Here is a 26,636-nt window from a genome sequence, read left to right as displayed (position 1 = left end):
CGGAACCTTACTGCTTTCTTCGACTTGGGTTTGCGAGTCATTGAACGGAAGTCAAAAAGGCTGCTACAGCCTGCCTCCCGGCAACCCGTCACAGCCCCCAAGCCCGCGTCCCACGTGGGGTTCCTCCGTTTTTACTCTTCCCCCGTAACGATCGATTGTCCTTATAGCTGATCCAATCGCTCCAGCTTCTTTTGCCGCAAAATCGGTAGCCTGTTCCGTAATTATAATAGCGAGGTTACGAACTTCACCTCCGGAAAGCGGCTATCGGGTCCTTTCATTAAGATTCCGCCTTGATTTTTTAAATACATATCGAAGAAATCCAGCATATAGGCATTGATAACGGAGTTCGCTCTTTCGGGCGCAATCTTTCCTGTAATGCCGAGCATTTTGAAAATCGGAGAAATGAACTGTACGTCGGAAAAATTCAAATGCTCCGTATTGTCGATATAGAGGAATTGTCCCCCTGCGGCAACCGTTTCGCGCATCCGTTCAAGCTCTAACTTTTTGTCTTCCGTTACTTGATCCATCCACTCTCTTGTGTTGCCCATACGGTTAAGCTCTGCATCCGTGTAGACCCGGTTATCCATCACCATTTTTAAGTTTTCGAATCCGCTTTCCGAGTTCATGAACAAAAACGGCTTTCGCAGACCCTCTCTGTCACGCAGTCGATAAAGCCCTCCATCAATGTCTATTCCAACCGCGATACGCGGGTCGTAAGAAGCGTCATAGGCCGTCGCTCCGCCGATGGAATGACCGAACACCCCGACATGGCCGAGATCAATCCTCCCTTTTAGCTGACTTGGAATGTGCCCCGATTGGATCAGCTCGAATTGGTCCAGCGCAAACGCCACATCGTCGGTTAACACTTTTCCCAACTTGTCGCGGTTTCCGCTTTCCGTCCGGTAATCATGGTCGGGCGAGAATAAGTCGTTGGTTGTGCTGGTCGTGATTCGACCGTCCGGAAACTCGGTTGCAAATGTATTGTAGGTGTGGTCGATCACTGCCACGATATATCCGTGACTCGCGAGATTTTCGGCTTGCGACGTGTGGAGGAACCTGGAGGAACCGAAGCCGGGATTCGCAAGGATCAGCGGGTATGAAGTCTGTGCCGAAGAGAGTTCGGCCCCCGAATAAGCATGACTGGATACGTACTTCAGGTGTTGAAAAGTAAACCCGGGAAGGCCGTAGTTCGCCGCCATATAACGTAAAATCCGGGTATCGGGGATAATGGGAGCGTACTTGCCGGTGCCAGCTTGAGCCGGATACCATACCTGAACCATCAATTCCCTCTTGCCTGTCGCGGTTTTGCCAAATGTCTCCTCCCGGCTTGGATCGACGAAATGAAAGACTTGCGTGCCTACCTTCAACTCGCCGACTGGCGCCGGAGGGTCGAATACGGGAAACACATAGAGGAAGCATGCCGTTGCGATTAGCCCAATCACGATAAAAAGGCGGCCCAGCACCCTACGGATTCGCGAGGCAGGCCGAACGGCTTTCTGCGTTATGAAAACGTCTGTAAGCGAAAGCATAAGCATCAGGATCGTAAATCCGTATAAAAATAAAAGCTGAACCCTGTATCCTTCGACAAGCAAATGTATCAATAAAAAAATGGAGCCGGCTCCGCTTGTCAGGAGCAAAGCTGATCTTCGGATACGTTGATTGAAAATGAACAGGAGTGCCAACAAACAAGCACTTGAAAAGAATAGCAGCATTTCAAAAAGCCTCACGCCAACTCCCCCTAAAAAATAATCCTATCAATGAATTAGTTTATAGGGGCAACTAGGTTGATACCATTGATCTAGATGACAATTTCTTACACTCTTGTAAGGTTGCGCGACATCACCGTTAAATGTCGAACACAGCATGTCATCCACCTGTGGCCATAGTACGGTCTGAAGGCGACCGCCTAGTATCATGCGAACGGCGATCAGTTGCTTCCCACCCTCATCCAAAAAGTCCAGCAAGCAGCATATGACATTTCGATAGGCTGTTTTGAGACTGTCGATTACTTACTTAGTAGCGAGCCTACAACAAACAGGGCCGTCTCGATCCTCATCTAAAATAACTTGGAGACGGCCCTGTTTATACGATTATTCCACCGGTACGACGGTTGTGCGATATATTTTGCTGAACGAAAGGTTCATACAATCGATATCGAATATTTGCAGCGGGATCGCCGCAAGATTTTTCGGCAGCCAAACCTTGCGAATCTCCTCGCACAATCGCGTAGGTTTGTTCTTTTCGACGAAGAAATCAAGCAAATCTTATCGAATATAAATCCGCGTCGCGCATCCGCGCGGTCAATACTACTTCTTTGTCTGCAAATTTTGCAAGCTCACCCTTATCAAAGGTTATTACTCGGTCAATGGAATCACCGAAAATCTCGCAGCTTTCAAGTGTTTCTCCCGTGGACGACCGCAAAGTGAAGTATATATAACCCCGTGCCGATGTCGAAAAGTTAATCCGCATCTCACCGCTTGTAAAGGTAAACGGCTTGGTGGTTATTACTTTTTCGGTATAACCAGCGTGCAGCGAAACGAACCCATCGCAGCGTATGGTATACCGCCACAATTGTGCCGGCACACCCATCCAATGATTGTCATAACTGTATAACGACAACTCGGGCGGTTCGCCTTCTACAAGGGGAGGCGTTTCGATAAGCCCGCGTGCCGGAAAGCAGTCGCCGTAAACCCAATTCGAACCGTTTTCCTTACCGGGGCGCATAAAAGCCTCATCATACCGCGTAAAATTTAAACCGTCGCGGGAAACCATAAATACGCAGTCCGTAACCGCAAGTCCGTAGCGCTTGTGTATCTTCATGCGTTCAAGACGTTTTTCTTTTCCGCAAAGCTGCTCAAAACTGCCGCTCCATTCGGGGCGTTCCACATATCTCGACGGAAAACCTATATACATATGCGGTGCGCGGACATACGGCGAAACGCAGTTTGTATAAAGCGGATAATCCTCCGAGTCTCCAAAACAAATCGGTTCGGAGTCGCTCCATTTTTTGCCGTCTTCTGACCAAATGTAACGTATATCGCGTATTCCGGCGTTCCAGTCGTCGCCTATGATATTGTGGAACCCGCGTATATATCCGCGATATATCCCCGCAAGCTCGTCCCAGAAAACAACGTTGAGAGAATCCATATATCCTTGTGTAGTGATAATATCCCCCATTGTAAAGTGAAGTCCGTCGGGGCTTGTGAACATTCGCAGCTCAATTCGCTGCCCAAACTGCGGATTATTATATTTTCCAACGCCTTTATATTTCTCGGACGCGGGAACGGCAGGGTTATCATCGCGGAAGACCATAAAGTTATCAAAATTGTTGGTATTTTTGTCCAAAATAATATTGTTCTCGCGCGAGCCTTCCCATTCGCAGATTCCGAGCGCAGGCTTTGTCCATGTAATTCCGTCGCGGCTTTCGGCATAACAAACACGAATACCATTCGTCGTGTGATCCTTTTTGTCGGGGCTAAACATCTGCCAGGCAAGATAGTACATCCTGTATATTCCGTTGTCATGTAAAATATTGTGGTAATTGCAACCGTCGCCCTCCCACGGTGCATCATGGTTTATTGCGATATCGCGGCGAGTCGGTTCATGCAAGCGGAATTCTGCTGTCGTTTTGGCATTGTCAATCAAATAGTCGTCGAAAAAGCATTCGCGTTTTGATGAAATGTTTATCATGTTATACTCCTTTATTGTCCTATATTTTAATTTTACCCATGAAGCTTTGTTTCTGCCGCAGAGCCATTTTCGGCCCACCATGTCGCATGAAAAAAACGCCGCTGTTCGTCCCTTACCGTTAGACCGATGTTTTTCTTTGAGATGGGTCCCGTACCGGTCAAGCAGATCACAACGGAATCATTGTAAAACGTCTCTTCATTCTCATCGGACCATCTCCCCTTATTGCTTCCCTTCATCATATCGATCCCGGCCCCGGACGCCGGAACAATTTCAACCTACCCCATCATCGGCAATCTTTTCAATCACAATATATTAAAATCGTTGCAGCGAGCGGCTTCCGGCCCCAAGTTCAACGAGTTGAATATTGTGATACAAAAAAATATCCCCCCTGCTTCATCATTTTCACGGGAAGTGAAAAAGCCGACAGTGTTTCCTGTCGGCATGCGAGTATGGACTGATCGTTCAGCTATCGGCGAGTTGCGGCTTTTTCTCCATGTTCCGCGTAACAACAGCTCTCTGTACTCGGAAGCAGTGATGCCGGTGTGCATTTTGAATACTTTGGCAAAAATAACTGTTGCTGTTGAAGCCTCTCGACTCTTACTCTTCTCCCGTCGCAATCGGGTTCTCACTGTAAGAGATCCAATCGCTCCAGCTGCCCCCGTATAGCTTCACATTGGTGAAGCCCGCTTCCGTCAAAGCCAGCACGTTCGGGCAGGCGGTTACGCCGGAGCCGCAATAGACGACGATCTCTTCATCCGGATTCAGCCCGGCGAAGCGCTCGCGCTGTCCTTCCGCTCGCTTCCAACGGCCCGCCTCGTCGAGTGATTGCTTCCAGAAATGGTTAACTGCTCCGGGAATATGGCCGGCCACCGGATCGATCGGCTCCTCGAGCCCCAAATACCGTCTCGGCTCCCGCGAATCGATAATCGTCGTGCCGGCTGCGCCGAGTCGCGACTTCACGTCCTCCATCGACAGCAGCATGTCCGGCTGTGGTACTGCGCGGAATACGGTCTCCGCCACTTTCGGCGTTTCCGTCGAGACCGGATGGCCGGCCGTTTGCCACGAGCCGAACCCGCCGTCCAGCAGCTTCACCTTGTCGTGCCCGACATAGCGCAGCATCCACCATAATCTCGAAGCCATCGCACCGCCTTGATCGTCGTATACGACGACCGTTTTCGACGAGTCGATGCCCGCTTGTCCGAGCGCTCTGGCAAACAAAGCGACGTCGGGAAGCGGATGCCGCCCCCCGTGCTCGCCGATCGGCGCCGACAAATCCCGCTCCAGATCGAAATAGACGGCGCCCGGTATATGCCCGCTCTCATAGGCCGTCCTTCCGGTATTCGGCTGGCCCAGCGCAAACCGGCAATCGGCGATGATGACGTTCGAGTCGTTCAAATGCTCCAGCAGCCAGCTAAAATCTACTATAGTTCCCATCCGAGATCGCTCCTCGCTATTTTTATTAGGCGGTCCGCTCTCGATTCCCGAAACGCCGACCGCTCCTTAATTGCAAAAGACCCCACATCCGTGGAGCCCCGTGGCGAAGCGGTATTCGGTACCTCTTAAGGTACCCAAGATTGCTTCCAAAAACGCCGGGGAACGTTCCCCGGCGTCTTCCGATCGTTTATACTTTAATGTCCAGAAAGCTGCTCAATCCGGACGGCTGCTGCATTTCCCGCATATTTTTGGCCGGATCGTTCTTGACTTCATTGATCTGCTGCTGCACAACTTGCTGGGCCGTGGATTTTCCCGACGAAATCGCCTGAACAATGATCCCTTCCACGCGGTTTCCGGCGATATTGAAGCTCATCCGACTATCCCTCCGTGAATTAAGCATTTTCCTTATCATACCATGCCGAGCCGCGCTTTTCTACGGGTATGGATAGGTCCAAAGCATCAAAAGAAAATGGCGGATAGCCATTTTTCCCCTCTTCTTCAATAGCTGATTAATGCCGCCATCAGAAGCCCGGTCGCCACGCTCAGACGGGATGCGAAAATACCGACGCTTACGTTGCCCTTCGGAATTTCCGACACGACGCGGAACGGCGTAACGAGCTCGAAAATATAAAACACGACGACTTGGAATATAATGCCCAGTATGCCCCACATCGCCAAGTCGAGCAAAGAAACCGAATGGAACACCGCCGACGCCAGCACCAAAGAGAGCCCGATCACTTTGCCTCCCAAATCGTGGGCGGCCGCCTTGGCCGCGTTGATTTTGCGCGGATCGTCCGTGTCGGCCCCTTCCCGGATCAGCTTGTATTCGTTATAAGGAGTCGTCACCATAAACGCCAAAATGCCGAAAAGCAGTATCGGCAGCGTCACTCCCAAATACGTAATAAAATTCAACAAGTTGGCCAACTGCTCGTTCATGTAAATCCTCCCCGCATCTACCCTGTAAATTCGCTGAATCTACAGTTATTCCGCATGCCCAGCGGACATAAGCATCTTGCGTTCCATTTGCCCCGTGTCCCGCCGTTCAGGATCGCTCCATTCCGACAGGGACGAAATAAGCGAGGTTGCCGGTTATGCGTCCCCCGGCGCGAGCCACGATGGCCGAAGCGCGACCCCCGATCCAGAACGAGCCCCAGAGCAGCCTTGCACCAGCCGTACCTCCCTCGCGGCGAACCGTTACGGTCGGCAGCTCGACGCGCTGCTGGTAAATCATCGGCTGCTCCCAGTACAGCGCCTCACCATCGCGCTCCAGAAACGTTCCGTCGGCTTCATACAGCGTGACCCCGCCGCCCTCGCGGCCCAGAATCGGCTTCGTCACATAAGCGCATCGTCCCTCGAAACGGTTCTCCATATAGGTCGGCAGCATATAGGACCGAATCGCTTCCCGCTCCGCTTCGTCGTAAAATTCGCCGGCTTCATACAAGTTCCAGATGAGCGCCTGCAGCGCTTTCGTCTGGGCGATCAGCGCGGACGGCGGGTTCAACACGGCCAGCTTGCGCTCCGCGATGAGGTCGAGCACATGAGACCCGGTCGGGTAACCGTCGGTATCCCGGTCTTCGGCCAGCTTCTCCATGGCGTGGAGCCGGTACAGCAGATCGATCGGCTCATGCTTGCCGTCCCGCAGCAGACACAGCCGGCCTTCGTATAGGCGCAAGTCGGCAAGCGCGGCGAACCTCGCTCCTTCAAGCCCCGACTGCCGCATGAGATAACGGGTTGTTCCCGCGTCTTCTTCATGCCAGTCCAAGGCGCTGAAGACGATGCTCCCGGTCCGGTATCCGTCAAGCCGGTATGCCTCCACCGCTTCACGGAAAGCTTCCCCGATATGCGCCGCCATCCCCTCATTCGGATCGGCCATTCCGTACTCCGCGGATATGCGGCCATTCACATGGTACGCTTCGACGATGCTGGTAGGCGTATCGGCATTGAATTCGAGCATCTTCAGCCCTTCATCCGTCCAAGCAAAATCGAATCGCCCGATTACCGTCGGCAATTGCTCGGATACCGCGATACGGACCGCACCCCAGGTAGCCTCCGGCAGCCCGAGCTCTTCGAACAGCTCTTCCCCGCTTTGCCTGACGATCCGAACCGTCCGCGTAAATACCGCTCCGAGCCGCTCCGTCGCCTCCGCAATTTCCCGGCGTTCCCGTTCGGAGATCGGCAAAATGGTCGCGAGCGCGTATTCTTCGTCGTACATCCGGTCCCACGTGAACAGCCCTTCTTCGCGAAGCGGCCCGTACAGCCGCTCCCTCCACGCTTCGTAACCCAACAGGCTTCCTCCCTTTCCTTGCGGCATCAGCTGCTGCTGGACCCCGATGAGCTGCCGATGCCGCCCTTCGACACCCCGCTGGATATGCCGGATGAAGCTTTATAACTCCCGTCGGACTTCGACACGCCGCTTCTCGGGTATACTTTGCTTCCGTTCACATAATAATAGCCGCTTCCGCCTCCGCCGCCTGCCACACTGCCGTCGTCATCGCAATACCCGTCGTCGTTTCTGTCCCAGCAGTCCCCGGCGGACGCCTGGCGGCTGCCGCATCCGGGCGCGGCGATCAAAGCCGCCGCAACGAACAAACTGACAAGCTTGCGGGTTTTACCGCTCTCCCCGCCCAAAGCCACTCCTCCTTGCCGTTTCGTGTTGAACATCAGGACACCGGCTCCGCATAATATACGTACACCTTCCGGTCTTCGTCGACTTCCGCCGACGTCTTCTCCCATTCGACTCCGTCCCACATCAAAAAGTCGCTTTGCAGGTGAAGCAGCGCGTCGTCATCGTCTTGGAACTGGTACACGTGAATGACCGGGTAGTGGGAAGTCCCTTCCCTATATTCCCTGAGCTCGATCCGAATTCCTCCCCGGAAGCCCGGAAGCCCCGTCCCGACCGTCGACGCCTGTTCGTCCTCCGCCACCTTCACATAAATGACGTACGTCCTCGGCTCGATCGCGCATGACGTCTTCTCGTATACGACACGGTCCTTTACCAAATAGTCGCATGCGAAACGCAGCGAGATTTCGTCCTTATCGATAAAATCGTAGTAGTACAATACCGGAAATCCGCGTTGCTCATCGAACAGCCTATACTCGAGTCTGGCCATCGAAGCCCTCCTTTTCATACCCAAGCTAACGATATATACGCACTTAATTGAAAAATGGTTCCCATTTTCCGTAAACTTTTCGGTACAATGGGAATACATGAAAAGGAGGCGGTAGCCAAATGGAACAATCCGAGCCAAAGTGGCTGTTCGTTCCGATGGAGGAGGAGCACGGCAAACAAATCTGCTTATGGCGGTATCCCGAACCCTACTCCGTCTTCAATTGGTCCCCTTGGAAGGAGCTCGAAGCGCGTTCCGAGGAATTCGGGGATCCCGGGATCCGCAAGGAACAGTTCGAAGCGGTTCTGGACGATACCGGGGAATTGTGCGGGTTCGCTCAGTTTTTTCCGCTGGTCGGATGGACGCGTCTCGGCCTCGGACTGCGTCCCGATTTATGCGGACAAGGACTCGGACCTTCCTTCACGGGCGCTATCGTCGGCCGGGCCATGCAGCGGCAGCCGCAGAACAGAATCGATCTGGAGGTATTAACCGCCAATGTCAGGGCGAAGCGTGCGTATCTCAAGGCAGGCTTCGCGATCCGCGACACCTATGTCCGGAATACGCCTACAGGACCCGACGAGTTCCACTGCATGGTTTATGAAGGCGGCCCAAGGCCGACTGTGGTATAATAAAAGCTTACAATAATCATTTTTCGAACGATAATAACGGGATTTTCGAATCGGAGCTGATGGAAGCCTATGCTGAAAACGCAAATTACCCGTGAAGAGCTCGAACGGCTCGGCGAAGAAATACGCCGCCACTTCGAGCTGCATACCGTCGAACGCGGGCTCGAATTCCAGCAGAAAGGGTACGTGTACAATACCGAGGTGCTGCCTGGCCGGGCCATCGTGTCCAAGGTTCAAGGCGGCGAGGTATACGACGTCAAGCTGGATCTCGACTTCTTCGGGTTGAGCGAATGCAGCTGTCCTTATGAAGGGTGCTGCGAGCATATGGCTGCCGTGTTTTTTTACGCCTATTCGGCATACGCCAGGCCGGATTTTTTCGTAAAAGATTGGAAGCTGAGGCAGGAAGAACCCCGCGTCGCCCGAAGCGGTTCGAAGCTTCACCGGCAAACCGCACTGCTCCCTTCCGCTCAGCCCGCCACCGTCTCCTTGAAGGAAAGCGCCGCGCCGGAGGAATGGTTCGCCCATATTGAGCGCGAGTTCGCCGCCTTCTCCGAACGGCATAACCAGTGGAAGTACGATATCGAGGAGTATTACAGCGCGGCCGTGCAGACGGCTATCCGGCCGTCTACCTGGTGGCTGCCGGGGACGAAGAAGCTGCTGACGGCCATGGGCCTGTTATATGCGCTGCAGAAGCTCGAGCGAGACTACGATGCAGGAGGACAGGGAACCGCTCCCCGCCTTCTGAACTATAGAGAAACGGCCGAAATGCTGGAACGCCGGCTGGAGGAAACCGCGGACGAGATCGATGCCGTGGAGACGGCCCGCCGCTGGCCCGACCATCTTCACAGCTTGGGCGCCTTCGCTTCCGAGGCGATGACGGCCAAACCGGCCGTTCCGTATGTCCGCTGGCTGGACGTATACCGGCTGCTGTGGACCCGGCTGCTCCGGCAGGAAGCGTGGATGGAGCAAGAAGCCGCCCGCCTCGAGCGGATTCTCGCCGATTTCGCCCCTTTAACCGAATCGGCAAGAGACGACTTGCTGAAAGCGAGAGCCCACTTTGACGTGTTGACCGGACTGGACAAGGAAGCTTGGAGCCGGTTAGGCAAAACGGCGTCCTTCCATCCGGAGGAAGGCCTGTTCTATGCGGGCGAGTTCCGCCGTACCGGACAATGGGAGCGGCTGTGGCTATGGCTCCAATGGCTCCTGCCGCAGTGCAGGAAGACCGATCGGGATTTGTTCCAGAAGCTGTGCTCGTATGCGGCGGAGGCGTCCAAACCTCTCGGGCGCGAGGACGAATGGGCGCGTGCGCTCGTGTCGATGCTGCCGGCAAGCTACTACGTATACACCGAATTTCTCGTGAAAACGGGAAGATTCCGGGATTGGGCCGAGTATCATCTGGCCGAGCGTGTCGCCGTATTCGAGCTGTACCCGTCCGACCTGCGCGCCGCCGAGACGCACGATCCGACGCTCGTCTTCCCGCTGTACCATCAGAGCATCGAACGGTGCATCCTGCAAAAAAACCGCACCGCCTACAAGGAAGCGATCCGGCTCATGAAGAAGCTGGCCTCGCTGTATACTCAAGCCGGCCAACCGGAGCGCTACGAGCTGTTTTTGCGGAAGCTGTCGCAGCAATACTCGCGGCTGCGCGCTTTCCGGGAGGAACTGACGAAAGGAAAGTTGCTTCGATGACGATGACGAAAGCGCCGATCACGGTTCACTGCAGATGGATGACGTCCGGTTCTTTTTGGCTGCGGGCCGAGCAGGGAGGCCGCCCGCTGGATGCGTTCGCCCTTAAGTCTTTGCTGTTCGCTTGGCACGAGCCGTCCTTCTATGGGACGTTCATCGACAGTCTGGAGCTGGACGGCAAGGAAGGCGTGCTGCTTCCGGCCGCCGAAGCGCCCGGCTACATCGTCTCCCCATCCTGGAACGGCCATGCGACGGTGATATGGAGCGAAGACGCACAGTCGCTCTCCGAGCTGTCGCTCGTCATAGCGGAAGCGCTCCGGGACGGCACCCTCATCCCCGACTTTGCCAAATGGAAAGCCGGGAGCTGGGGCTGGCGGCTGAAAGGCGCCGACTACGGCATGACCGGGTCGGGGGAACCGCTGCCGCCTTTCTGGGACGATTGGATTCAGCTAATCATGGAAGAGCGGTACCCGGACAAAGATATCGTGCTGCGCGGCGAGGAACGAAGGCGGCGTGCGGCCAGGTCCGGGGCGGCTTTCGCCGATGCGGACGACGCTGCGGACCGGCTTGCCGAGGGTTCTCCCGACGTCCAAGCCGGAAGCGATCGCGAACCGGAAGACGACTCTTCCGCCACACTCCAGCCATGGTCCGACGTGCTGTGGACGGATGAGGACGATTGGCTCGTCTCTATCGGCTGGAATCCGGACGACGCCCCGTTCCGGCCCGCTCTGCGCTTGTCCGAACCCGATCAGGGAGAAACTTGGTCGCTCGCGATCGTGCTGCAGGACCGGGAAGAGCCGAACCGGATCGTCGAGTGCGACGCGTCCGGCTATCCGGACAGCGACTGCCCTGCTGGATGGCTACCTTACGTATCCCGCATCCGACAGTCTGTCGCACGATGGGTCGCGGTCATTCCGTGGCTACGTTCCGCCGGGCCGGACGAGGCGCCGACCATCCGGACGGAGATCGACTATGCCGAGGCTTGGGATTTCCTTACCGACAAGAGCATCATGCTGGCCGAATTCGGCCAAACGGTGCTGCTCCCGGCATGGTGGGAGCAATTGCGCCGGACGAAGCCCCGCCTGAAGGCGAAAATCCGCCCGGGCTTCGGCTCCTCCGGCGAATCGCTGTTCGGACTGAACGGTATCGTCCAATTCGACTGGCGGATGGCAATCGGCGATGCCGAGCTCGCCGAGACCGAATTCCGCAGTCTGGTCGAGAATAATCGTCAGCTCGTGCGCATCCGTGGCCGCTGGGTGCTGCTGGACCCGGAAGTGCTGCAGCAAGTGCAGCAGTGGATCAAGCAAGTGCGCAAGAAAAAAGGGCTCTCGTTCCGCGACGTGCTCGAAATGCATCTGCTCGGCGCGCGCGACGGCGAGGACGAGGCGGAAGCGGACGCGGAGTCCCGCGACTACGCGGAAATGCTGCGCGTCGAAGTCGAGTTGAACGAGCATTTGCGCGGCTTCATCCGGCAGCTGAAGAACGCCCAGACCGTTCCTATGCTGGAGCCGCCTGCAGGATTCCGCGGCTCGCTGCGGCATTACCAGGTGCTCGGCTCGTCCTGGCTGCTCTTTCTGCGCCGGTTCGGCCTGGGCGGCTGTCTCGCCGACGATATGGGCCTCGGCAAAACGATCCAGTGGATTACGTATTTGCTCGCGGTCAAGGAGAAGGAGCCGCCGCAAACGCCTTCCCTGCTCATCTGTCCGACATCGGTGCTCGGCAATTGGCAGAAGGAGCTGAAGCGGTTCGCCCCTGAATTGAATATACGGCTGCATTACGGACCGAACCGGGTGAAGGGAGACGCTTTTCCCGATGCGCTGCAAGGCTGCGATCTCGTGCTCACCTCTTACGCTTTGGCGCATCTGGACGAAGCCGAGCTGAGCCGGGTCCGCTGGAGCTCGATTTGCTTGGACGAAGCGCAAAATATCAAGAACGCTTATACGAAGCAGTCCACTTCCATCCGCAAGCTGGAAGCGGATCACCGGATCGCCATGACCGGCACGCCGATCGAGAACCGGCTCACCGAGTTGTGGTCGATCTTCGACTTCATCAATCCGGGATACTTGGGCAATCTGCGCGCGTTCAACCAGCGTTATGCGAGCCGGATCGAGAAGTCGCAGGACAAGGAGCTGATCGATCAGGTGCAGCGGCTGGCGCAGCCGTTTCTGCTCCGCCGGGTCAAGAACGATCCGGCGATCGAGCTCGATTTGCCGGAAAAGATGGAGTCGAAGACTTACGTGTCGTTGACGGTGGAACAGGCGACACTGTACGAGAACGTCATCGCCGATCTGTTCGACCGGCTGGACCGGCTGCCCCCGATGGAGCGGCGCGGGCTTATTCTCGCCGTCCTGACGAAGCTGAAGCAAATATGCAATCACCCGGCCACCTATTCGAAGGAAACATCCGCTTCGGCCGACCGGGGCAGCCGCTCGCAGAAGCTCGAACGTCTGCTCGACATGGTGAAGGAGCTGCGTCAGGAAGGCGACCGGTGCCTCATATTCACCCAGTTTGTTGAAATGGGACGTTTGCTGCAGCGGGCAGCAGCGAAGGAACTCGGCGAAGAGGTCATGTTTCTGCACGGCGGGACGACGAAAGAGCAGCGTGACCGGATGATCGCCCGGTTCCAGGGCGAGGACGACTGCGGCATCTTCCTGCTGTCGCTTAAGGCGGGCGGGATCGGTCTGAACTTGACCGCCGCCAATCACGTCTTCCATTTCGACCGCTGGTGGAATCCCGCCGTCGAGAATCAGGCGACCGACCGCGCCTTCCGAATCGGCCAGACGAAACGGGTGCAGGTGCATAAGTTCGTTACGCTCGGGACGCTGGAAGAGAAGATCGACGAAATGATCGAGCGCAAGTCGCTGCTGAGCCGCCAAATTATCGGCAGCGGAGAACAGTGGATTACCGAGCTGTCGACCGACCAGCTGAAAGATTTGTTCGCCCTTCGCCGGGAGTGGATTGAAGTTTGACCTTCCCGCGCTGCGCGGTGAAGCCGTCCGTATGTTCTCCGGAACGATGCGGACGGCTTTTTCGGCATGTCGTTGAACGTTCGTTCGCGTTATTTTACAATAAGGATGTAAGCGGTCTCCTAAGGGACCGACTCGCCGACTGGCGTGAGAGGAGCATACCGGATGGAGCACCACTATTCGTTGCTCGACATATTTGCCTACCGCAAAGATTACAAGATGGCTTCGAAGTTCCACAGTCATCCCGAGTATGAAATTTATTACGTGCACGACGGAGGCTGTACGTATTTGGTCGGCGAAACGTTCATGGAGCTTGCGCCCGGCGATCTTCTCATCATGAACGGCATGAGCCAGCACGGCCCGATCGGCATGCAATCGTGCGAGCGCACGATGATCCGGTTCGACGAAGTCAGTACACTGCCGTTCGTCCAATCCCCGGGCTCCATCGATTTGCTGCTGCCCTTCCGCACGATCCGCAACCGCCGTTGGCGGCTCGCGGGCGACCGCAGAGCCGAGGTGGAGCACATTTTGATGAAGCTGGACCGGTTTACGCAGCAGCCCGGCCCTCTCGGCTTCAACCGGCTGCGCAATGCGTTCTGTGAGCTGCTGCTGTTCATCTGGGAGTGCAGCGAGGCGGATCTGGCCGAGCAGTCGCCCCTCTTGATCAAAGAAGCCAACGTCCGCAACGTCCTCTCCTACATCGAGCAGCATTACATGGAGGAGCTGAGTCTGGAGCGGGTCGCCGACAACGTCCACCTGAGCAAGTTTTATATGGTGAAAATTTTCAAGGAACTGACCGGCATGACCGTATTCGAATATATCAACAAACGGAGAATCAGCCAGGCGAAGCTGCTCTTCCTGTTCGATAAGAAACGGACCGTAACGGAGGTCAGCTTCCAGGTCGGATTCAAGCAGTTGACCCATTTCTCCCGCAATTTCAAACGTCTCGTCGGGATGACGCCCGAGCAATTCCGCAAGTTCGTCTGACAGGCAGCACTCGCGCAAAAAAGAAAACAATTTCGGATAAACGGCACGGCGATGTCGACACGCACGAAGCAAGACGCGTATCGGCGGCCGTGCTATATTTTTTGTGAAAGCGCTTTTAAATAAGAGTATAGATCGGGAGGGATTTTAATGGACATGAACAAACGGTCCGAGAAGGGCCAAGCAGCGGAATTCGGAGGAGACGAGGGGAACGGCGACGCCGTGCGGATTCCGCAAGAGACGGGCCGCAAGCTGATCGGCCGCAGAAAGCTGCTCGCTTCCGTAGGAATCGCGGGAGTAGCCGCGGTAACCGGAGGGCTGTTCAATCTGACGAAGGTGGATGCCGTCGAGGCGACGATCCCCTCTACGGACGTCACCTACCAACATTCCACCGGGCCGGTCCGCACCCTCACTGCCAAATTGGCCGAATGGGTCAGCGTCAAAGATTTCGGCGCCGTCGGCGACGGAACGACCGACGATACGGCGGCCATCCAGCTGGCGTTCAATCAGACGCCTACGGGCGGGGCCGTGTTTTTTCCGGCCGGTACCTATCTAGTATCTCCTGCAAGCCCCTCCGCGTATATTCTTTCTATTACCAACAAGTCAACCTTCTCCATATGCGGCCAGGGTGTTTCCTCCGTCATCAAGGTCAAGAACGGCGCGGGAAATTACAGAGGCATCATCGGCCTTGCCAATACTACCGTCGAACTGGCCGGCTTTCACGCCGACTCGCTGTCGTTCGACCACAACCGCCAGAACAACGTGCTTGCTTCCGTTGCGGAGTATGAAGGCAAGCTTAGAGCCACGATCAGCAACTACTCGTCTACGGCGGGATATAACCAGATCGTCATCACTGATTGCACGATCCGCAATGCCGACGGCGTGGTCAGCTTCTATTTTCCGAAAGGGACGAGTAACGGCAAGCATGTCAAAATAACGAACTGCACTTGGCTGTCCGGCGGCAATGGCAACGGGAGCGATTTCGACCAGTCGTTTATTAACTCGACGTGCGACTCCTTGATTATAACCGGCTGCCACTTCGAAGGCGCCAGTTGGGCTTTCGCCCCGAGAACGGCCATAGAAACCCATTCTTCCAGCTGCGTACTGACGGGGAACACGATTTCCAACTTTCAGATCGGCGCGAATTTGACCGGAATTTCCCAATCCGGGACGAACGTGAACCAGATTTGCGCCAACAATACATTCGATGTATCGAGAGAGGCGATTTTGATCTGGTCGCAGTCGTTGAGCCCCGCCAATGCGACGGTTGGCTTCAAAAATATGATCGTCACGGGAAATACGATAAACATGAACCCGAATCAGTATAATTTCAGTTCGGTTGTCGGCGCCTGCAGGGCGATCTCGATCTACGGCGGCGCCACTTCGATTTCTTACGAGAATCTGGCGATCACGAACAATACGATCCGGTATGAAAGAGAAGTCGATACGTCGTACATCAGCAAATTTCCTTTAAAATCGTTCGGCGCAATCTCGAGCTACGAGAACGGCAACCAGACGAATCTTGCCGTCAATTTCTCGATCGTAGGCAATAAAATCGTCAATTGTCCGTCATCGGGCATCTTCTTCGATCTGGGCAAAGTGAAAGGGCTGACGATCTCGAACAACGAGCTGGTCGACTGCGGGACAACGATCAGCAGCACGGCCCAGTTCAGCAACAAGGTTCCGCTTTATCTCTCCCCTTCCTTGGAGAGCGACTGCACGATCCAGAACAATGTCATCATGCAGACGGACGCGGCTCCGACCATTACCGATTTCATCTTTATACGGGACAGGGCGAGCAGCAACTATTCTTATAAATGCTTCCACAATACGTTCGCTCTGAAGGACGGGGTCAATCCGGCCGCTATTACCGATTATGTAGGGGTCTACAATGCCTCGCAAAAGCTGCTGTTCGAAGGGTCCGTGCCTCTTGAAGCGATCCGGCTGCCCGTCATGGCCGGCGGTATCGGCTCCAGAGTATCGATTGCGGACAGTGGAAGGGTCGCGGTCAAGACGAATGCATCCGGCTTTTGGAAAAAAGAGGGTTATGGCGCTTCGGCTCCCGCTTCCGGTACTTGGAATATCGGCGATGTCATCTATAACGAGGCTCCGGCGGCCGCCGGTCATCTCGGCTGGATATGCGTCGCAGCCGGTACTCCGGGAACCTGGAAAGCGTTCGGGGCGATCGAGGCGTAAACGGGGACGCCCGCATAACCGCAATATGGGATAAACGGCGCGGCCATGTCGACACGTTGGTGGCAAGACGCTTATATCCTCCCATGCTATGCTTTGTGTATGCAAGCCATGAACATAAGGGGGTCACTGCAATGAAACGTAGTAGAAACATAATAATGTCCTGTACGATCGCCGCGCTTCTGCTCGCAAGCGCTTGCGGAAGCCAATCCTCCTCCGCGCCGGACGGCACCGCGAAACCGAAGGACGACGCCAAGGCGGCCGCCCCGGCGAAGCCGATCGACCTCGTCTTCTATCATCCGAGCGCAGACTGGGATGAGGCCCGATTCATGAAGGAGTTCGGGGACCCGATCAAGGCCAAATACCCGCACGTTACGCCGAAATTCATCAAGTATAACGGAAAAGCCGATCAAATCACCGAACTCGTGACGACCGGAACGCAAGTCGATATCATGTTCATGTCGATCGGCCAAATCTACAACTTCCTGCTGAAGTCCAAGATGGAACGGGACATTACGCCGCTCATCCAGAAAAACGGCTTCGATCTGAACCGGTTCGAGGCGACCAGCGTCGACATGCTGAAGCAGATCGGAGGCGGCAAAATATACGGCGTTCCGATGTATACGCTTCCGGCCACGATCTATTACAACAAAGACCTGTTCGACAAATTCGGGGTTCCGTATCCGAAAGACGGCATGACCTGGGACGATACGTACGAGCTTTCGCGCAAGCTGACGCGGCAGGACGGCGGAATCCAGTACTACGGAACCGTCATGTCCCCTTCCCACCTGGCGATGCGCAACCAGCTGTCCTTGAACATGATCGACCCGAAAACCGGCAAGGCCACCCTCAACAACGACCAATGGAACAAGTTTATGTCGGACGTCTCGCGCTTCTACACGCTGCCGGGATACGATTGGACCAATGCGGAAATGCAGGTGGGCAAGCAGCGCGACATGTTTACGAAGGATAAGAGAGCGGCCATGTGGATGCCGGTGAGCACGATGCATACCGAAGCGGAGCTGCAGGGCATGAACTGGGACATCGCCTCCTTCCCTACCTTGAAGGAAGCTCCCGGCATAGGACCGCAAGCGTATCCGTTCTACTTCTTCATTACCGCGACGAGCAAAGTGCCGGACGAAGCGTTCGAGGTGCTGTCCTACTTGTCCACCGAGCCGTTCCATTTGGAGAAATCGAAGCAGGGCTTGTTCCTCAGCCTGCTGAAAAGCGACGCCGTCCGCAAGGCGTTCGGCCAAGAGTCGGCCATGTACAAAGGCAAAAACACGAAGGCGATGCTGCCCGAGAAGTTCGCCGCCCCTTCGTTCGTCAGCACGTACACGAGTACCGCCGCAGGCAAAATATTCAGCTCTCTCGTCAACGTCACGACCGGCAAGCAGGATGTGAACACGGCGCTCCGCGAAGCCGAGGAATCGATGAACAAGACGATCGAGGCGGATGCGGCGAAGTAAGTCTAAGAAAACGAAAGCCCCTGCTCCTTCACGGACGGGGCTTTCGCGCGTTTTTATTTCGCTTTCTCGGCCGCAAGCATTTTGTTGATTTCATCTTCCCCTTTGCTTAGAGCCGTATTCACGTCGATTGTTCCGGCCAAATACTCCTTGAAATATTTGACCGCGATCGCCTCGGATTTGGACCGGTACGGAGACGAGTTCGGATAAGGAACCGGCTTGCTCTTGAAAATGCTCTGGATGCGCTTGCCCTTCAAAATGTCGAGGCTTTTACCGTACTCCGCCTGAATTTCCGGCTTAAGCAGCGGGGAAATACGCCCTTGCCGCGAGCTTTCCAGCTGCACCTCGTCGGATGTCGCCACGCTGATGACCTGAAGCGCCTGATCTTTATATTTGCTCTGCTTCGTAATCGTCATAATGTTGACGCTGGCGTTTCCGTAAATGTTCGGCCGCTCCGGATAGCTCGGGTATTGAGCGACGTCCCAGTTGAACCCTTCCTTCGTCGGGACTTCCAATTGGGAGAACATGTTCGTGTACATGATCATCGCCAAGTTTTTTTCCTTCAGGAAGTTGTCTATGGCGGTCCCTTTCTGCTCGTTGCCGGGAATCGTGTACATCGCCTTGACAAGCTCGAACACTTTCTTCCACTTGTCGTTATTGAGCGTCGCCTTGCCCGTCTTATAGTCGTCCGCCTCGATCCCGAGCGGCTGGTAGATCCACGATATGCCGCTACCCGGATCGATACCCCGATATTGCGTTCCGCCTTCGTTGCGCGTTACTTTTTTGGCCAGATCGAGAATTTGGTCCCAGTTCATCCCGTCCTGCGGATACGCCACCCCGAATTTATCGAAAATGTCTTTGTTATAATAGAACGCGTGAAAGTTGCGGCTGTAAGGGATGCCGTACAGCTCGCCGTTCGCCGAACCGACCTTCGTGTCGGTTATCATCTGCGGCTCGAAGCGGCTTAAGTCGAACTTATGGGTCTTCAGCAATTCGTTCATATCGTACAGGATGCCTTTGTCTTGATAGGACGTCAGTCTGCCGCTGTAAGTGAACACGATGTCGGGAACCGTCCCGGTAGCGATCAACTCGTCCAAAGTCGATCCTTTCGCCGGCTGAACAATATTCAGCGTAATGTTCGGATGCTTCTTCTTCAGTTGATCCTTGATCAACGCCTCCAGCGCACTGTCGATAATAACCGCGTCGATGGCGGCGGTCAGCGTGACGGGCGCATCGCTTACTTTGCCCGCAGCTCCGTTCTCCTTGCCTGCTTCAGCGCTCCCCGCCGGGTCATTCGTCTTGCCGCACCCCGCGATAAAGACGGCGAAAACCGACAGCAGTGCGATTCCGTAGATGAAACCTTGTTTCCGTCTCATGCCAATCCCCCCGATTGTTCATTGATTAGGAACTTTAACGGAATTACCGCCCTGACTTACGACAGGGGCTCTGCGGATCGGCAAGTCCCGGTCGTCAGAGAGCGGAAACGTTATTCCGTTAAAGTTCCTTACCCCGCAAAACGTTGCTTACTCGCAGCGGATTTCCATGATCCGCGCATGGTCCAGCCCGTTAGTCGCGATCACCTCCAATCGCAGGCAATCGATCCCCGTCAAGCTCACGTCGAACTCCAGCTGCCGGCGGTAATTGTCGTGAACGACGGCTGCTTCCTCGAAACGCCCCGAGGACCGGGCAAGGATACGGAAGTCTTTCAACGTCTCCGGTTGAGGCCCCCACTCCATTCTTGAATGGTGGCCGTCCGAATGCGTTAACGCCAAATGGCGGTGAAGCCCTGTATCGAGTACGATGACGATGCGCGAAACGTCCACCGGCCGGTCCCAGCGCAGCTCCAGCCACGGCGCCTTATCCGCCGTGTCGGACATCCACCGGTGCGTCCCCGGTACGGTCAAATCCGGCCTTACGCCCCTGGGGCCGTGAACGGAGCGGGTATGTCCGTCGACAACCTGGGACGCGCTGCCCCTCTCCTGCTCGGACGAAGCGACAATCGCCGCCTCTGCCGAAAGATTTCGGTCCGCAAGCCGTTTTGCCGGCAAATAGGCACCCTGCCGGATGAGCTGCTGCTGCGCCCTCTCCACAAGCTCCGCATCCCGCCAGCCGTCGTGCGGCTTGCCTTCCCGGATCGCGATCGCGGCATACGTGCCGAGCCCTTCTCCCATCAGAGCGCACGTAGCCATAACTCTTGTGCTCGAGAAAGCCACATGCGTGGCCGATATGTTGCGTCCGGCAAACAGCAGATTGACGATATTGAGGCTGACGAGGGACCGCAGTGGAATCCCATACATGTACGGCGTATAAGGATGAATATTCGGCTTTTCTCCCGTCGCCTCGATTCCCCCCGGGTGGTGAATATCCATCGACCATCCGCCATAAGCGATGACATCGGCGAAATCGACCGCTTGCTCCAGATCGCTCTGCCTCAGCACATGCTGGCCGATAAACCGGCGCGATTCGCGCTTCCCGGGCAGAAACCCGAACCAGTCCAGCGCCCAGTTGGCCGATTCGGGATGATGCCCGCTGTTCTTGATATGGTCCCAAACCCCGAGCATGATCGCGAGCAGCTCGTCGCGAATCGACTCGTTATCCTTGATCGTATCCCTCATGCCGCCGTATTCGACCCACCAATAGCCGTATTCCCAGGTCGGATGGGAACGGAAGCGCAGATCCTCCTCGGAAAACCGCCGTATCCATTTCGGCGGGACGAACGGCATCGGGCGCCCCATGTCTTTGGAGGTGAACAGCAGCGACGAGCCTAACCGGTAAGCGTCCCGGTCGTCGGAAGCGAACGATTCCCCGTATTCGGCGGTAGACTCCCGGCCTGTCGTATACTTGGCGCCAGCCTCGTACCCGAGCCGCCCGTCGCCCGTGCAATCCGCGAATAGCTCCGCCTCGATTTCGTAAAAATCTTCGGTGCTTTCCCGGTTCACGTAGGCCGATACGATCCGGTCGCCTTCCATCCGGACCCCGACTACGCAAGAATTTAGCATAAGCGTCAAATTCGGCTCCTCCCTGCATTTCTCATACAGGATCAGATCGAGCATATTGGCGCATCGCTGCGGGTTGCGCACGGCACATTCCAGCATGATCTCTTCGACAATGCCGCTCTCCCTCGATTCCGTCTCCAGCTCCCTCCCGCGGACCGAGGAGCCGCTCACGTTCATGCGGATCTCCGAAGAGGCGTTACCTCCCAGCACCGGGCGATCCTGGCACAGCACCGTCCGCACTCCGTTTCTTGCGGCGGCGAGAGCGGCGGCCACCCCGGACATTCCTCCTCCGGCGACGAATAGCTGCGTTCGGATCGTTTGTCTGTCCGCATTCCGGTTTCCATTCATTTCGAATCTCTCCTTCGTATTCCGAAAATCGTCTCTTTTTTTTCGCGCGGTATTCCGCTATTGTAATATCAAAGAAAATTCCGAACAGGCGGTGCACGCGCATGCCGGTATATCGTCCGAAAGAGCTCGCTCCCACCATTCATACCGTTACCTGGTGGAGCAATAAAGCGCAGTTCGAGAAAAGCGAGGATCAAAGCCCTCACTGGGTGCTGTTCGTCGTCGAGAGCGGCAGCTTCCGTTTCGAAATCGGGAAGCGCGAAGGCATCGCCGAGAAGGGCGACCTTCTGCTCTGTCCGCCGAATGTCGTACTCAAGCGGGAAATGCTGCGGCCTTCCACCTTTCTCGTGATCTACTTCTCCTGGACGGACGGCTCGGAAGAGATTCGCGCCGAAGACCAGCTGTCGCCCAATCCGGTAGGAAAAAGCTCGATCCGGGACAAGTACCGGTTCTCCTCCACCTACGGGTATATCGCCATGCTCAAGCGGCGAAACGATCCGCCCGCAGTTGCCCGCAGACAGTTTCTATTCCGGGACCTGTGGGAGCAGTTCGATTGGGAATGGGAGACGCATCGGCGCGAAACCCGCCCGGTTCTCGAAGACCCGCTGATGAGAAAGGTCGGCGACATTCTCAAAGAAAACGCTTTCGAAACAATCAGCCTAAATCAGCTTGCTTCGTCGATGGGACTCAGCACGGTTCAGTTCAGCCGCCGCTTTCGCAAAATGTACGGCGTCAACCCGAGCGACTACTTGAGCGAACTCCGGCTGGACAAAGCCCGTTCCCTGCTGCTGGAAAACCGTCTCACCTTGGACGAAATCGCCGTACTGTGCGGATACAGCAACGGCTTTTATTTCAGCCGGGTATTCTCACAAAAAATGCATATCAGCCCTTCCGAGTACCGCCAAGCGTACCGAATATGACTCCGTCCGGATCGGTCCGTTATCGTTCGCGCATGGCTGCAGCCGGTTGGTCCTTGTCTTCTTCTTCATCGTATCACGCGGTTCCGAACGGATACATACAGGAATCGCTCATCTTCCATATACTTTTCTTCACGCTGCAACAATTTCCCATTCCGTCGCGTTATATACGTACAAACCAAATCGATCCAAAGGCAGGAGGAATGAAGATTGAAAAAAGCGATGCTCACCGCCATGCTGCTGCTGGCCATGTCCACGACTGTAACACCCGGACAAGTAGCCACATCTGAGGTGCACGCGGCGGCGGCGGAAGTCGGCGGCGATATCCGGATTACCTTGTACGGCGAGCCTTTCACCGCCGAGAGAAGCCCTATTCTCGCGGACGGGGTTACCCTTGTCCCGCTGCGCGATATCGCCGAGGCGCTCGGGGCGGCGGTCAGTTGGGATGAAGGGGCCCAGTCGGTCAAGCTGCACAAGGGCGCCTCGGAAATTCGTCTTGCAATCGGTTCCACGGAAGCGGTGAAAAACGGCCAGCCGATCCGCCTGGAAGCGGCTCCGCGCTTAATGGGCAATGTGACGATGGTGCCGCTGAGATTTATCGGGGAGTCTTTCGACGCATTGGTTACTTGGAACGGGGATACTCGCACTGCCGCGATCGATCATCTGCAGAGTTTGCCGACGATCGGCAGCTACGAGAACTTGAAGGCGATGCTGGAGAAAACGAGACAACCTCTTTACGGGGCCGCCGTATCTGCCGGCTCGTCAGCAGGCGTTGGTGCCACAGTCGATGTCCAGTTGAACGCGAAAGTAGAAAAGCAGGCAAGCTCGACGGCCCCGATCGCCCCGCAAGCGGACTCCTCCGCGACGATGAAGTCGAATGCGTCGGCGGCGTCCGCCGACTTCTCCGCGACGAACACGCAGGTCGAAGGCGTAGACGAGTCGGATGTCGTCAAGACGGACGGGGCCTACTTGTATCAGGTCAATAAAGAACGGGTCGTCATTACCCAAGCCGTCCCTGCAACGGAAATGAAAGTAGCCAGCATCATCGGCTTCGACGGCAAATCGTTCCGGCCGAAAGAGCTGTATGTCGATTCCAAATATTTGATCGTTATCGGCTCGACGAGCCGGAACCTTGACGGCTCCGCTCCCGTACCGATGGCCGAAGCGGCGGACAACTCCGCTTTGACCAAAAAATTGGTCGTGCCGATACGCCCCGTGCTCACTACGGTCAAAGCGATCATTTACGACATCGCCGACAAAACGGCGCCGAAGCAGCTTCGCGAGGTCGAGCTCGACGGCAATTACGTATCGTCGCGCAAAATCGGCTCCGCCTTCTATTTGATCGCGAATAAAGGCGCAGGCTTGTACACCGTCAAACCGGCCGACGGGTCGACGGTCGACGAGGCCAAATCGAACGCTCCCGCTTACCGGGATTCGGCGGTATCGGGCGAATCGATTCCGCTCGACTACAGGGACATCCGTTATTTCCCGGATTCGCGCGAATCGAACTATATGCTCATAGGCGGCATCAATCTGGACCGGGCCGACCAGCCGATGGACGTCTCCGCTTACTTGGGCTCCGGGCAGAACGTATTCGCCTCGGAAAACAATCTGTACGCATCCGTCAGCAAATACGTGCCTCTTCGGGCAGAGCCGGCGAACGCGCCGCAAACCGATACGGGAGCTGCCGCCACTCCGGGTGCAGACGCGCTGACGAGCAAGATCGCAGCGCCAAGCTATGAGACGAAAACGGTCGTCTACAAGTTCCGACTGGAGCAAGGGAAGACGAAATTCGTGACGCAGGGCGACGTGCCCGGCACAATCCTGAACCAATTCTCGATGGATGAGCATAACGGCATTTTCCGGATCGCTACCACGAAGGGCGACATGTGGAGAATGGACGAGAACACGTCCAAAAACAACCTGTATACGCTCGATGAAGCGATGAAGCCGCTCGGCAAGCTGGAAGGCATCGCTCCCGGGGAACGAATTTATTCCGTCCGGTTTATGGGGAACCGCGCATACATGGTTACGTTCAAAAATACCGACCCGCTCTTCGCGATCGATTTGACGAACCCGGCCGCGCCGACCGTGCTGGGCGCGCTGAAAATCCCCGGATACAGCGACTATTTGCACCCGTACGACGAGAACCATCTGATCGGCTTCGGCAAAGAAACGGTGGAAATTCCGGTTAAAGGCGATACGTCCAACCCGGGGCGAACGATCGCTTATTATCAGGGCATGAAAATTTCGCTGTTCGATGTGACCGATGTGACGAATCCGGTAGAGAAGTTCAAAGAAATCATCGGCGACCGGGGTACGGAGTCGGAGCTGCTGCGCAACCACAAGGCGCTGCTGTTCTCCAAAGAGCGCAATCTGCTGGCGTTTCCGGTTACGGTCATGCAGGTTCCGAACAAAACGCCCGGCAGCCCGGACTCCGCGACTGCATATGGCCAGTTCTCTTTCCAAGGCGCATACGTTTACGGGCTCGATTTGACGAACGGCTTCAAGCTGAAGACGACCATTACGCATTTGACCGGAGAAGATAAACAAAAAGCCGGCGGCAACTGGTACAACAGCAACCGCAATGTCGAGCGGATTCTGTATATCGGCGATACGCTGTACACGCTCTCCAAGGGGCTGATCCAAGCGAACGATATGGCGTCGCTGAACGAAAAGGGCAAGTTGGCCATTCCTTGAGAAGCGGCTTGCTCGCCAAAGCGGTAAAAAGCCCGGGGACTTGGTCCGCCGGGCTTTTTACCGCTTTGGCTTAAGATGCTTTAAACGGCTCGTGTCCGCCGGCTACCGAAGTAGCGGCTTTCTTCGCACGGTCCTTCTTGATGGCCATACCGATAGCCATTACGATGACGACGATGACGGCAACGATCGTCCACTTCAAAAATCCTTCGCCGATGAACGCCTTTATGAACTTCTCGTCGACGATCATCTTGGCGGCCGTAAAAGCAAGTACGGCGGCTCCGATATACATCGTAGCCGGATATTTCTCGATCAGCTTGAGTACCAGCGTGCTCCCCCATACCATGACCGGAACGCTGATAGCTAGTCCGACAACTACTAGTGCGAAGCTGCCATGAGCGGCGCCCGCTACGGCGAGAATGTTATCGATGCCCATTACGGCGTCGGCGATGACGATCGTCCGGATCGCGGCCGCGAGCGTAGTTCCCGCTTTGACGTTGTCATGGTTTTTCTCTTCGGTAAGCAGCTTGATCGCAATCCAGACCAGGAACAATCCGCCGACAAGCAGCAATCCCGGAATGGCCAGCAGCCAAACGACGGCCAGCGTCGCGACGGCCCGGATTACGACGGCTCCGACGGTCCCCCAGATGACGGCTTTCTTCTGCTGCTCCTTGGGCAAGTTTCGTGCGGCCATACCGATCACGATCGCGTTATCACCCGCCAGCACCAAGTCGATTACGATGATCATTAAAAGTGCGGACAGCATTTCCCCGGTAAACCAATCCATCCTGATTCCTCCTTTGGTTTGTCGGACAAGCGCCGTTTGTTATATTGTGCGCAACACAGCCGGTTTTCATCTGATTTGCACAAGCAAAATAAAAACGACCTTACCCTGGCTGGTAAAGGCCGTTTTATACAAAACGGAAAAGACCTTTACCTATTCGGCAAAGGTCTTGCTAACAACGGTGACGTTGCCAACAAAGCCGAGGACGTGGTTAGTCCCGTAATGACGACTTTGCTGTAGTAGCTACTCCCCTTTGATTCGATTGACTTTATTGTATCCGATCATTGCGAATTTAGTCAAGGGAGTCCTGTTAACCCGTTAATCATTATTTCCACTGTGCGGAGCTGTAGCCGGATTCTTTCAACGCGTCATTCACTTCCTTCAGCACTTGCGAACCGCCTTTATCCATCCAATCCTTCACCATTTTGTCCCAATCGGAAACCGGTTTTTCGCCGAATATCATTTTGGTTTGCTCGGTGTACAGGAATTTGCTGAGCTCCGAATCTTTAGTTGCTCTTGTCTCGGAGAAGACGGCGTTGACCGGATTCACATAATGCTTCAAGCCTTTGTGCATCGTCTCGAATTGGGCGGCAACGTCGCGCAGCAGCGGAACCGTGTATTCCTTCGAGTAGCCGTTCGCATCGTCGCTGGGCGCCCACATGGTCCTTTCCGGCAAGTAGTTCATAGGTGCCATTCCTTTTTCTTCAAGCTCTCTTTGGACGGACCCGTTTACGATTTTGTAACC

General features: G+C 55.7%; 20 protein-coding genes. 8 read left to right on the top strand and 12 right to left on the bottom strand.

The genetic code is table 11. The features are described from left to right. Positions 1-221: 221 nt before the first annotated feature. From FE783_RS19790 to FE783_RS19755, 8 genes are all read right to left on the bottom strand, one after another. The gene (locus FE783_RS19790) at positions 222-1,727 is read right to left on the bottom strand and encodes an alpha/beta hydrolase family protein (RefSeq protein WP_138881106.1); all 1,506 of its coding nucleotides are present in this window, start codon (positions 1,725-1,727) and stop codon (positions 222-224) included. Between the two features lie 526 nt (positions 1,728-2,253). Then, complete coding sequence (locus FE783_RS19785; protein ID WP_138881105.1) at positions 2,254-3,690, bottom strand: glycoside hydrolase family protein; 1,437 nt, start codon at positions 3,688-3,690, stop codon at positions 2,254-2,256. Between the two features lie 597 nt (positions 3,691-4,287). Further along, positions 4,288-5,124, bottom strand: coding sequence for a sulfurtransferase (locus tag FE783_RS19780; RefSeq protein WP_138881104.1), 837 nt, complete (start codon positions 5,122-5,124; stop codon positions 4,288-4,290). Positions 5,125-5,311: 187 nt separating this feature from the next. Next, positions 5,312-5,497 carry a hypothetical protein gene (locus FE783_RS19775; protein WP_138881103.1) on the bottom strand — a complete coding sequence of 62 codons (186 nt, stop codon included), beginning with the start codon at positions 5,495-5,497 and terminating at the stop codon, positions 5,312-5,314. A gap of 125 nt (positions 5,498-5,622) precedes the next feature. Beyond that, positions 5,623-6,060: a DUF350 domain-containing protein gene (locus tag FE783_RS19770; protein WP_138881102.1), complete on the bottom strand. Its 438-nt coding sequence runs from the start codon at positions 6,058-6,060 to the stop codon at positions 5,623-5,625. A 106-nt stretch (positions 6,061-6,166) separates the two neighbouring features. Continuing rightward, positions 6,167-7,435, bottom strand: coding sequence for a glutathionylspermidine synthase family protein (locus FE783_RS19765; protein ID WP_138881101.1), 1,269 nt, complete (start codon positions 7,433-7,435; stop codon positions 6,167-6,169). Further along, a complete protein-coding gene (locus FE783_RS19760) occupies positions 7,435-7,785 on the bottom strand; it encodes a hypothetical protein (RefSeq protein ID WP_138881100.1) in 351 nt (116 codons plus the stop codon). The genes FE783_RS19765 and FE783_RS19760 overlap by 1 nt, the downstream gene beginning before the upstream one ends. Continuing rightward, positions 7,785-8,234 (bottom strand): hypothetical protein, encoded by a 450-nt coding sequence (locus FE783_RS19755; protein ID WP_138881099.1) that lies wholly within the window; start codon positions 8,232-8,234, stop codon positions 7,785-7,787. The genes FE783_RS19760 and FE783_RS19755 overlap by 1 nt, the downstream gene beginning before the upstream one ends. 119 nt (positions 8,235-8,353) lie before the next feature. Here FE783_RS19755 and FE783_RS19750 point away from each other — a divergent pair, with 119 nt between their 5' ends. The 6 genes from FE783_RS19750 to FE783_RS19725 all read left to right on the top strand — a co-directional run bounded on the left by FE783_RS19750 (position 8,354) and on the right by FE783_RS19725 (position 18,155). Further along, positions 8,354-8,860 (top strand): GNAT family N-acetyltransferase, encoded by a 507-nt coding sequence (locus FE783_RS19750; RefSeq protein ID WP_138881098.1) that lies wholly within the window; start codon positions 8,354-8,356, stop codon positions 8,858-8,860. Between the two features lie 69 nt (positions 8,861-8,929). Then, positions 8,930-10,546 (top strand): SWIM zinc finger family protein, encoded by a 1,617-nt coding sequence (locus FE783_RS19745; protein ID WP_138881097.1) that lies wholly within the window; start codon positions 8,930-8,932, stop codon positions 10,544-10,546. After that, positions 10,543-13,512 carry a DEAD/DEAH box helicase gene (locus FE783_RS19740; protein WP_238403162.1) on the top strand — a complete coding sequence of 990 codons (2,970 nt, stop codon included), beginning with the start codon at positions 10,543-10,545 and terminating at the stop codon, positions 13,510-13,512. Before FE783_RS19745 ends, FE783_RS19740 begins: the two co-directional genes overlap by 4 nt. A 162-nt stretch (positions 13,513-13,674) precedes the next feature. After that, on the top strand, positions 13,675-14,496 hold the full coding sequence (locus FE783_RS19735; protein ID WP_138881096.1) for a helix-turn-helix transcriptional regulator: 822 nt from the start codon (positions 13,675-13,677) through the stop codon (positions 14,494-14,496). A 147-nt stretch (positions 14,497-14,643) separates the two neighbouring features. Further along, positions 14,644-16,689 (top strand): glycosyl hydrolase family 28-related protein, encoded by a 2,046-nt coding sequence (locus FE783_RS19730; protein WP_138881095.1) that lies wholly within the window; start codon positions 14,644-14,646, stop codon positions 16,687-16,689. A gap of 131 nt (positions 16,690-16,820) precedes the next feature. After that, a complete protein-coding gene (locus FE783_RS19725; RefSeq protein ID WP_158301917.1) occupies positions 16,821-18,155 on the top strand; it encodes an ABC transporter substrate-binding protein in 1,335 nt (444 codons plus the stop codon). Positions 18,156-18,208: 53 nt separating this feature from the next. Here FE783_RS19725 and FE783_RS19720 read toward each other — a convergent pair whose 3' ends face one another. Both FE783_RS19720 and FE783_RS19715 read right to left on the bottom strand, forming a co-directional pair. After that, positions 18,209-19,528, bottom strand: a complete 1,320-nt coding sequence (locus FE783_RS19720) for an ABC transporter substrate-binding protein (RefSeq protein WP_138881093.1) — start codon at positions 19,526-19,528, stop codon at positions 18,209-18,211. Between the two features lie 147 nt (positions 19,529-19,675). Beyond that, complete coding sequence (locus FE783_RS19715; RefSeq protein ID WP_138881092.1) at positions 19,676-21,496, bottom strand: FAD-dependent oxidoreductase; 1,821 nt, start codon at positions 21,494-21,496, stop codon at positions 19,676-19,678. A 101-nt stretch (positions 21,497-21,597) separates the two neighbouring features. Between FE783_RS19715 and FE783_RS19710 the strand changes: the two genes are divergently transcribed. Together FE783_RS19710 and FE783_RS19705 are read left to right on the top strand one after the other, a co-directional pair. After that, positions 21,598-22,413 (top strand): helix-turn-helix domain-containing protein, encoded by an 816-nt coding sequence (locus FE783_RS19710; protein WP_138881091.1) that lies wholly within the window; start codon positions 21,598-21,600, stop codon positions 22,411-22,413. Positions 22,414-22,620: 207 nt separating this feature from the next. Next, the gene (locus FE783_RS19705; protein WP_158301916.1) at positions 22,621-25,110 is read left to right on the top strand and encodes a beta-propeller domain-containing protein; all 2,490 of its coding nucleotides are present in this window, start codon (positions 22,621-22,623) and stop codon (positions 25,108-25,110) included. A gap of 70 nt (positions 25,111-25,180) precedes the next feature. On the opposite strand, the gene FE783_RS19700 is transcribed toward FE783_RS19705, so the two are convergent. Continuing rightward, positions 25,181-25,894 (bottom strand): TerC family protein, encoded by a 714-nt coding sequence (locus FE783_RS19700; RefSeq protein ID WP_138881090.1) that lies wholly within the window; start codon positions 25,892-25,894, stop codon positions 25,181-25,183. A gap of 322 nt (positions 25,895-26,216) precedes the next feature. Beyond that, complete coding sequence (locus tag FE783_RS19695; protein WP_202916217.1) at positions 26,217-26,576, bottom strand: hypothetical protein; 360 nt, start codon at positions 26,574-26,576, stop codon at positions 26,217-26,219. Positions 26,577-26,636 lie beyond the last annotated feature (60 nt).

This window comes from Paenibacillus mesophilus (assembly GCF_005938385.1).
Lineage (GTDB): Bacteria > Bacillota > Bacilli > Paenibacillales > NBRC-103111 > Paenibacillus_AB > Paenibacillus_AB mesophilus.
Note: the sequence above shows the minus strand (reverse complement) of the source record. Positions and strands in the feature narration are given on the sequence as shown.

What these genes read in the sequence shown, in the direction of transcription:
- FE783_RS19785 (WP_138881105.1), bottom strand. Translation starts at nt 3,690, where the DNA reads ATGATAAACATTTCATCAAAACGCGAATGCTTTTTCGACGACTATTTG.
- FE783_RS19780 (WP_138881104.1), bottom strand. Translation starts at nt 5,124, where the DNA reads ATGGGAACTATAGTAGATTTTAGCTGGCTGCTGGAGCATTTGAACGAC.
- FE783_RS19775 (WP_138881103.1), bottom strand. Translation starts at nt 5,497, where the DNA reads ATGAGCTTCAATATCGCCGGAAACCGCGTGGAAGGGATCATTGTTCAG.
- FE783_RS19770 (WP_138881102.1), bottom strand. Translation starts at nt 6,060, where the DNA reads ATGAACGAGCAGTTGGCCAACTTGTTGAATTTTATTACGTATTTGGGA.
- FE783_RS19765 (WP_138881101.1), bottom strand. Translation starts at nt 7,435, where the DNA reads ATGCCGCAAGGAAAGGGAGGAAGCCTGTTGGGTTACGAAGCGTGGAGG.
- FE783_RS19760 (WP_138881100.1), bottom strand. Translation starts at nt 7,785, where the DNA reads ATGTTCAACACGAAACGGCAAGGAGGAGTGGCTTTGGGCGGGGAGAGC.
- FE783_RS19755 (WP_138881099.1), bottom strand. Translation starts at nt 8,234, where the DNA reads ATGGCCAGACTCGAGTATAGGCTGTTCGATGAGCAACGCGGATTTCCG.
- FE783_RS19750 (WP_138881098.1), top strand. Translation starts at nt 8,354, where the DNA reads ATGGAACAATCCGAGCCAAAGTGGCTGTTCGTTCCGATGGAGGAGGAG.
- FE783_RS19745 (WP_138881097.1), top strand. Translation starts at nt 8,930, where the DNA reads ATGCTGAAAACGCAAATTACCCGTGAAGAGCTCGAACGGCTCGGCGAA.
- FE783_RS19740 (WP_238403162.1), top strand. Translation starts at nt 10,543, where the DNA reads ATGACGATGACGAAAGCGCCGATCACGGTTCACTGCAGATGGATGACG.
- FE783_RS19735 (WP_138881096.1), top strand. Translation starts at nt 13,675, where the DNA reads ATGGAGCACCACTATTCGTTGCTCGACATATTTGCCTACCGCAAAGAT.
- FE783_RS19730 (WP_138881095.1), top strand. Translation starts at nt 14,644, where the DNA reads ATGGACATGAACAAACGGTCCGAGAAGGGCCAAGCAGCGGAATTCGGA.
- FE783_RS19725 (WP_158301917.1), top strand. Translation starts at nt 16,821, where the DNA reads ATGAAACGTAGTAGAAACATAATAATGTCCTGTACGATCGCCGCGCTT.
- FE783_RS19720 (WP_138881093.1), bottom strand. Translation starts at nt 19,528, where the DNA reads ATGAGACGGAAACAAGGTTTCATCTACGGAATCGCACTGCTGTCGGTT.
- FE783_RS19715 (WP_138881092.1), bottom strand. Translation starts at nt 21,496, where the DNA reads ATGAATGGAAACCGGAATGCGGACAGACAAACGATCCGAACGCAGCTA.
- FE783_RS19710 (WP_138881091.1), top strand. Translation starts at nt 21,598, where the DNA reads ATGCCGGTATATCGTCCGAAAGAGCTCGCTCCCACCATTCATACCGTT.
- FE783_RS19700 (WP_138881090.1), bottom strand. Translation starts at nt 25,894, where the DNA reads ATGGATTGGTTTACCGGGGAAATGCTGTCCGCACTTTTAATGATCATC.
- FE783_RS19695 (WP_202916217.1), bottom strand. Translation starts at nt 26,576, where the DNA reads ATGAACTACTTGCCGGAAAGGACCATGTGGGCGCCCAGCGACGATGCG.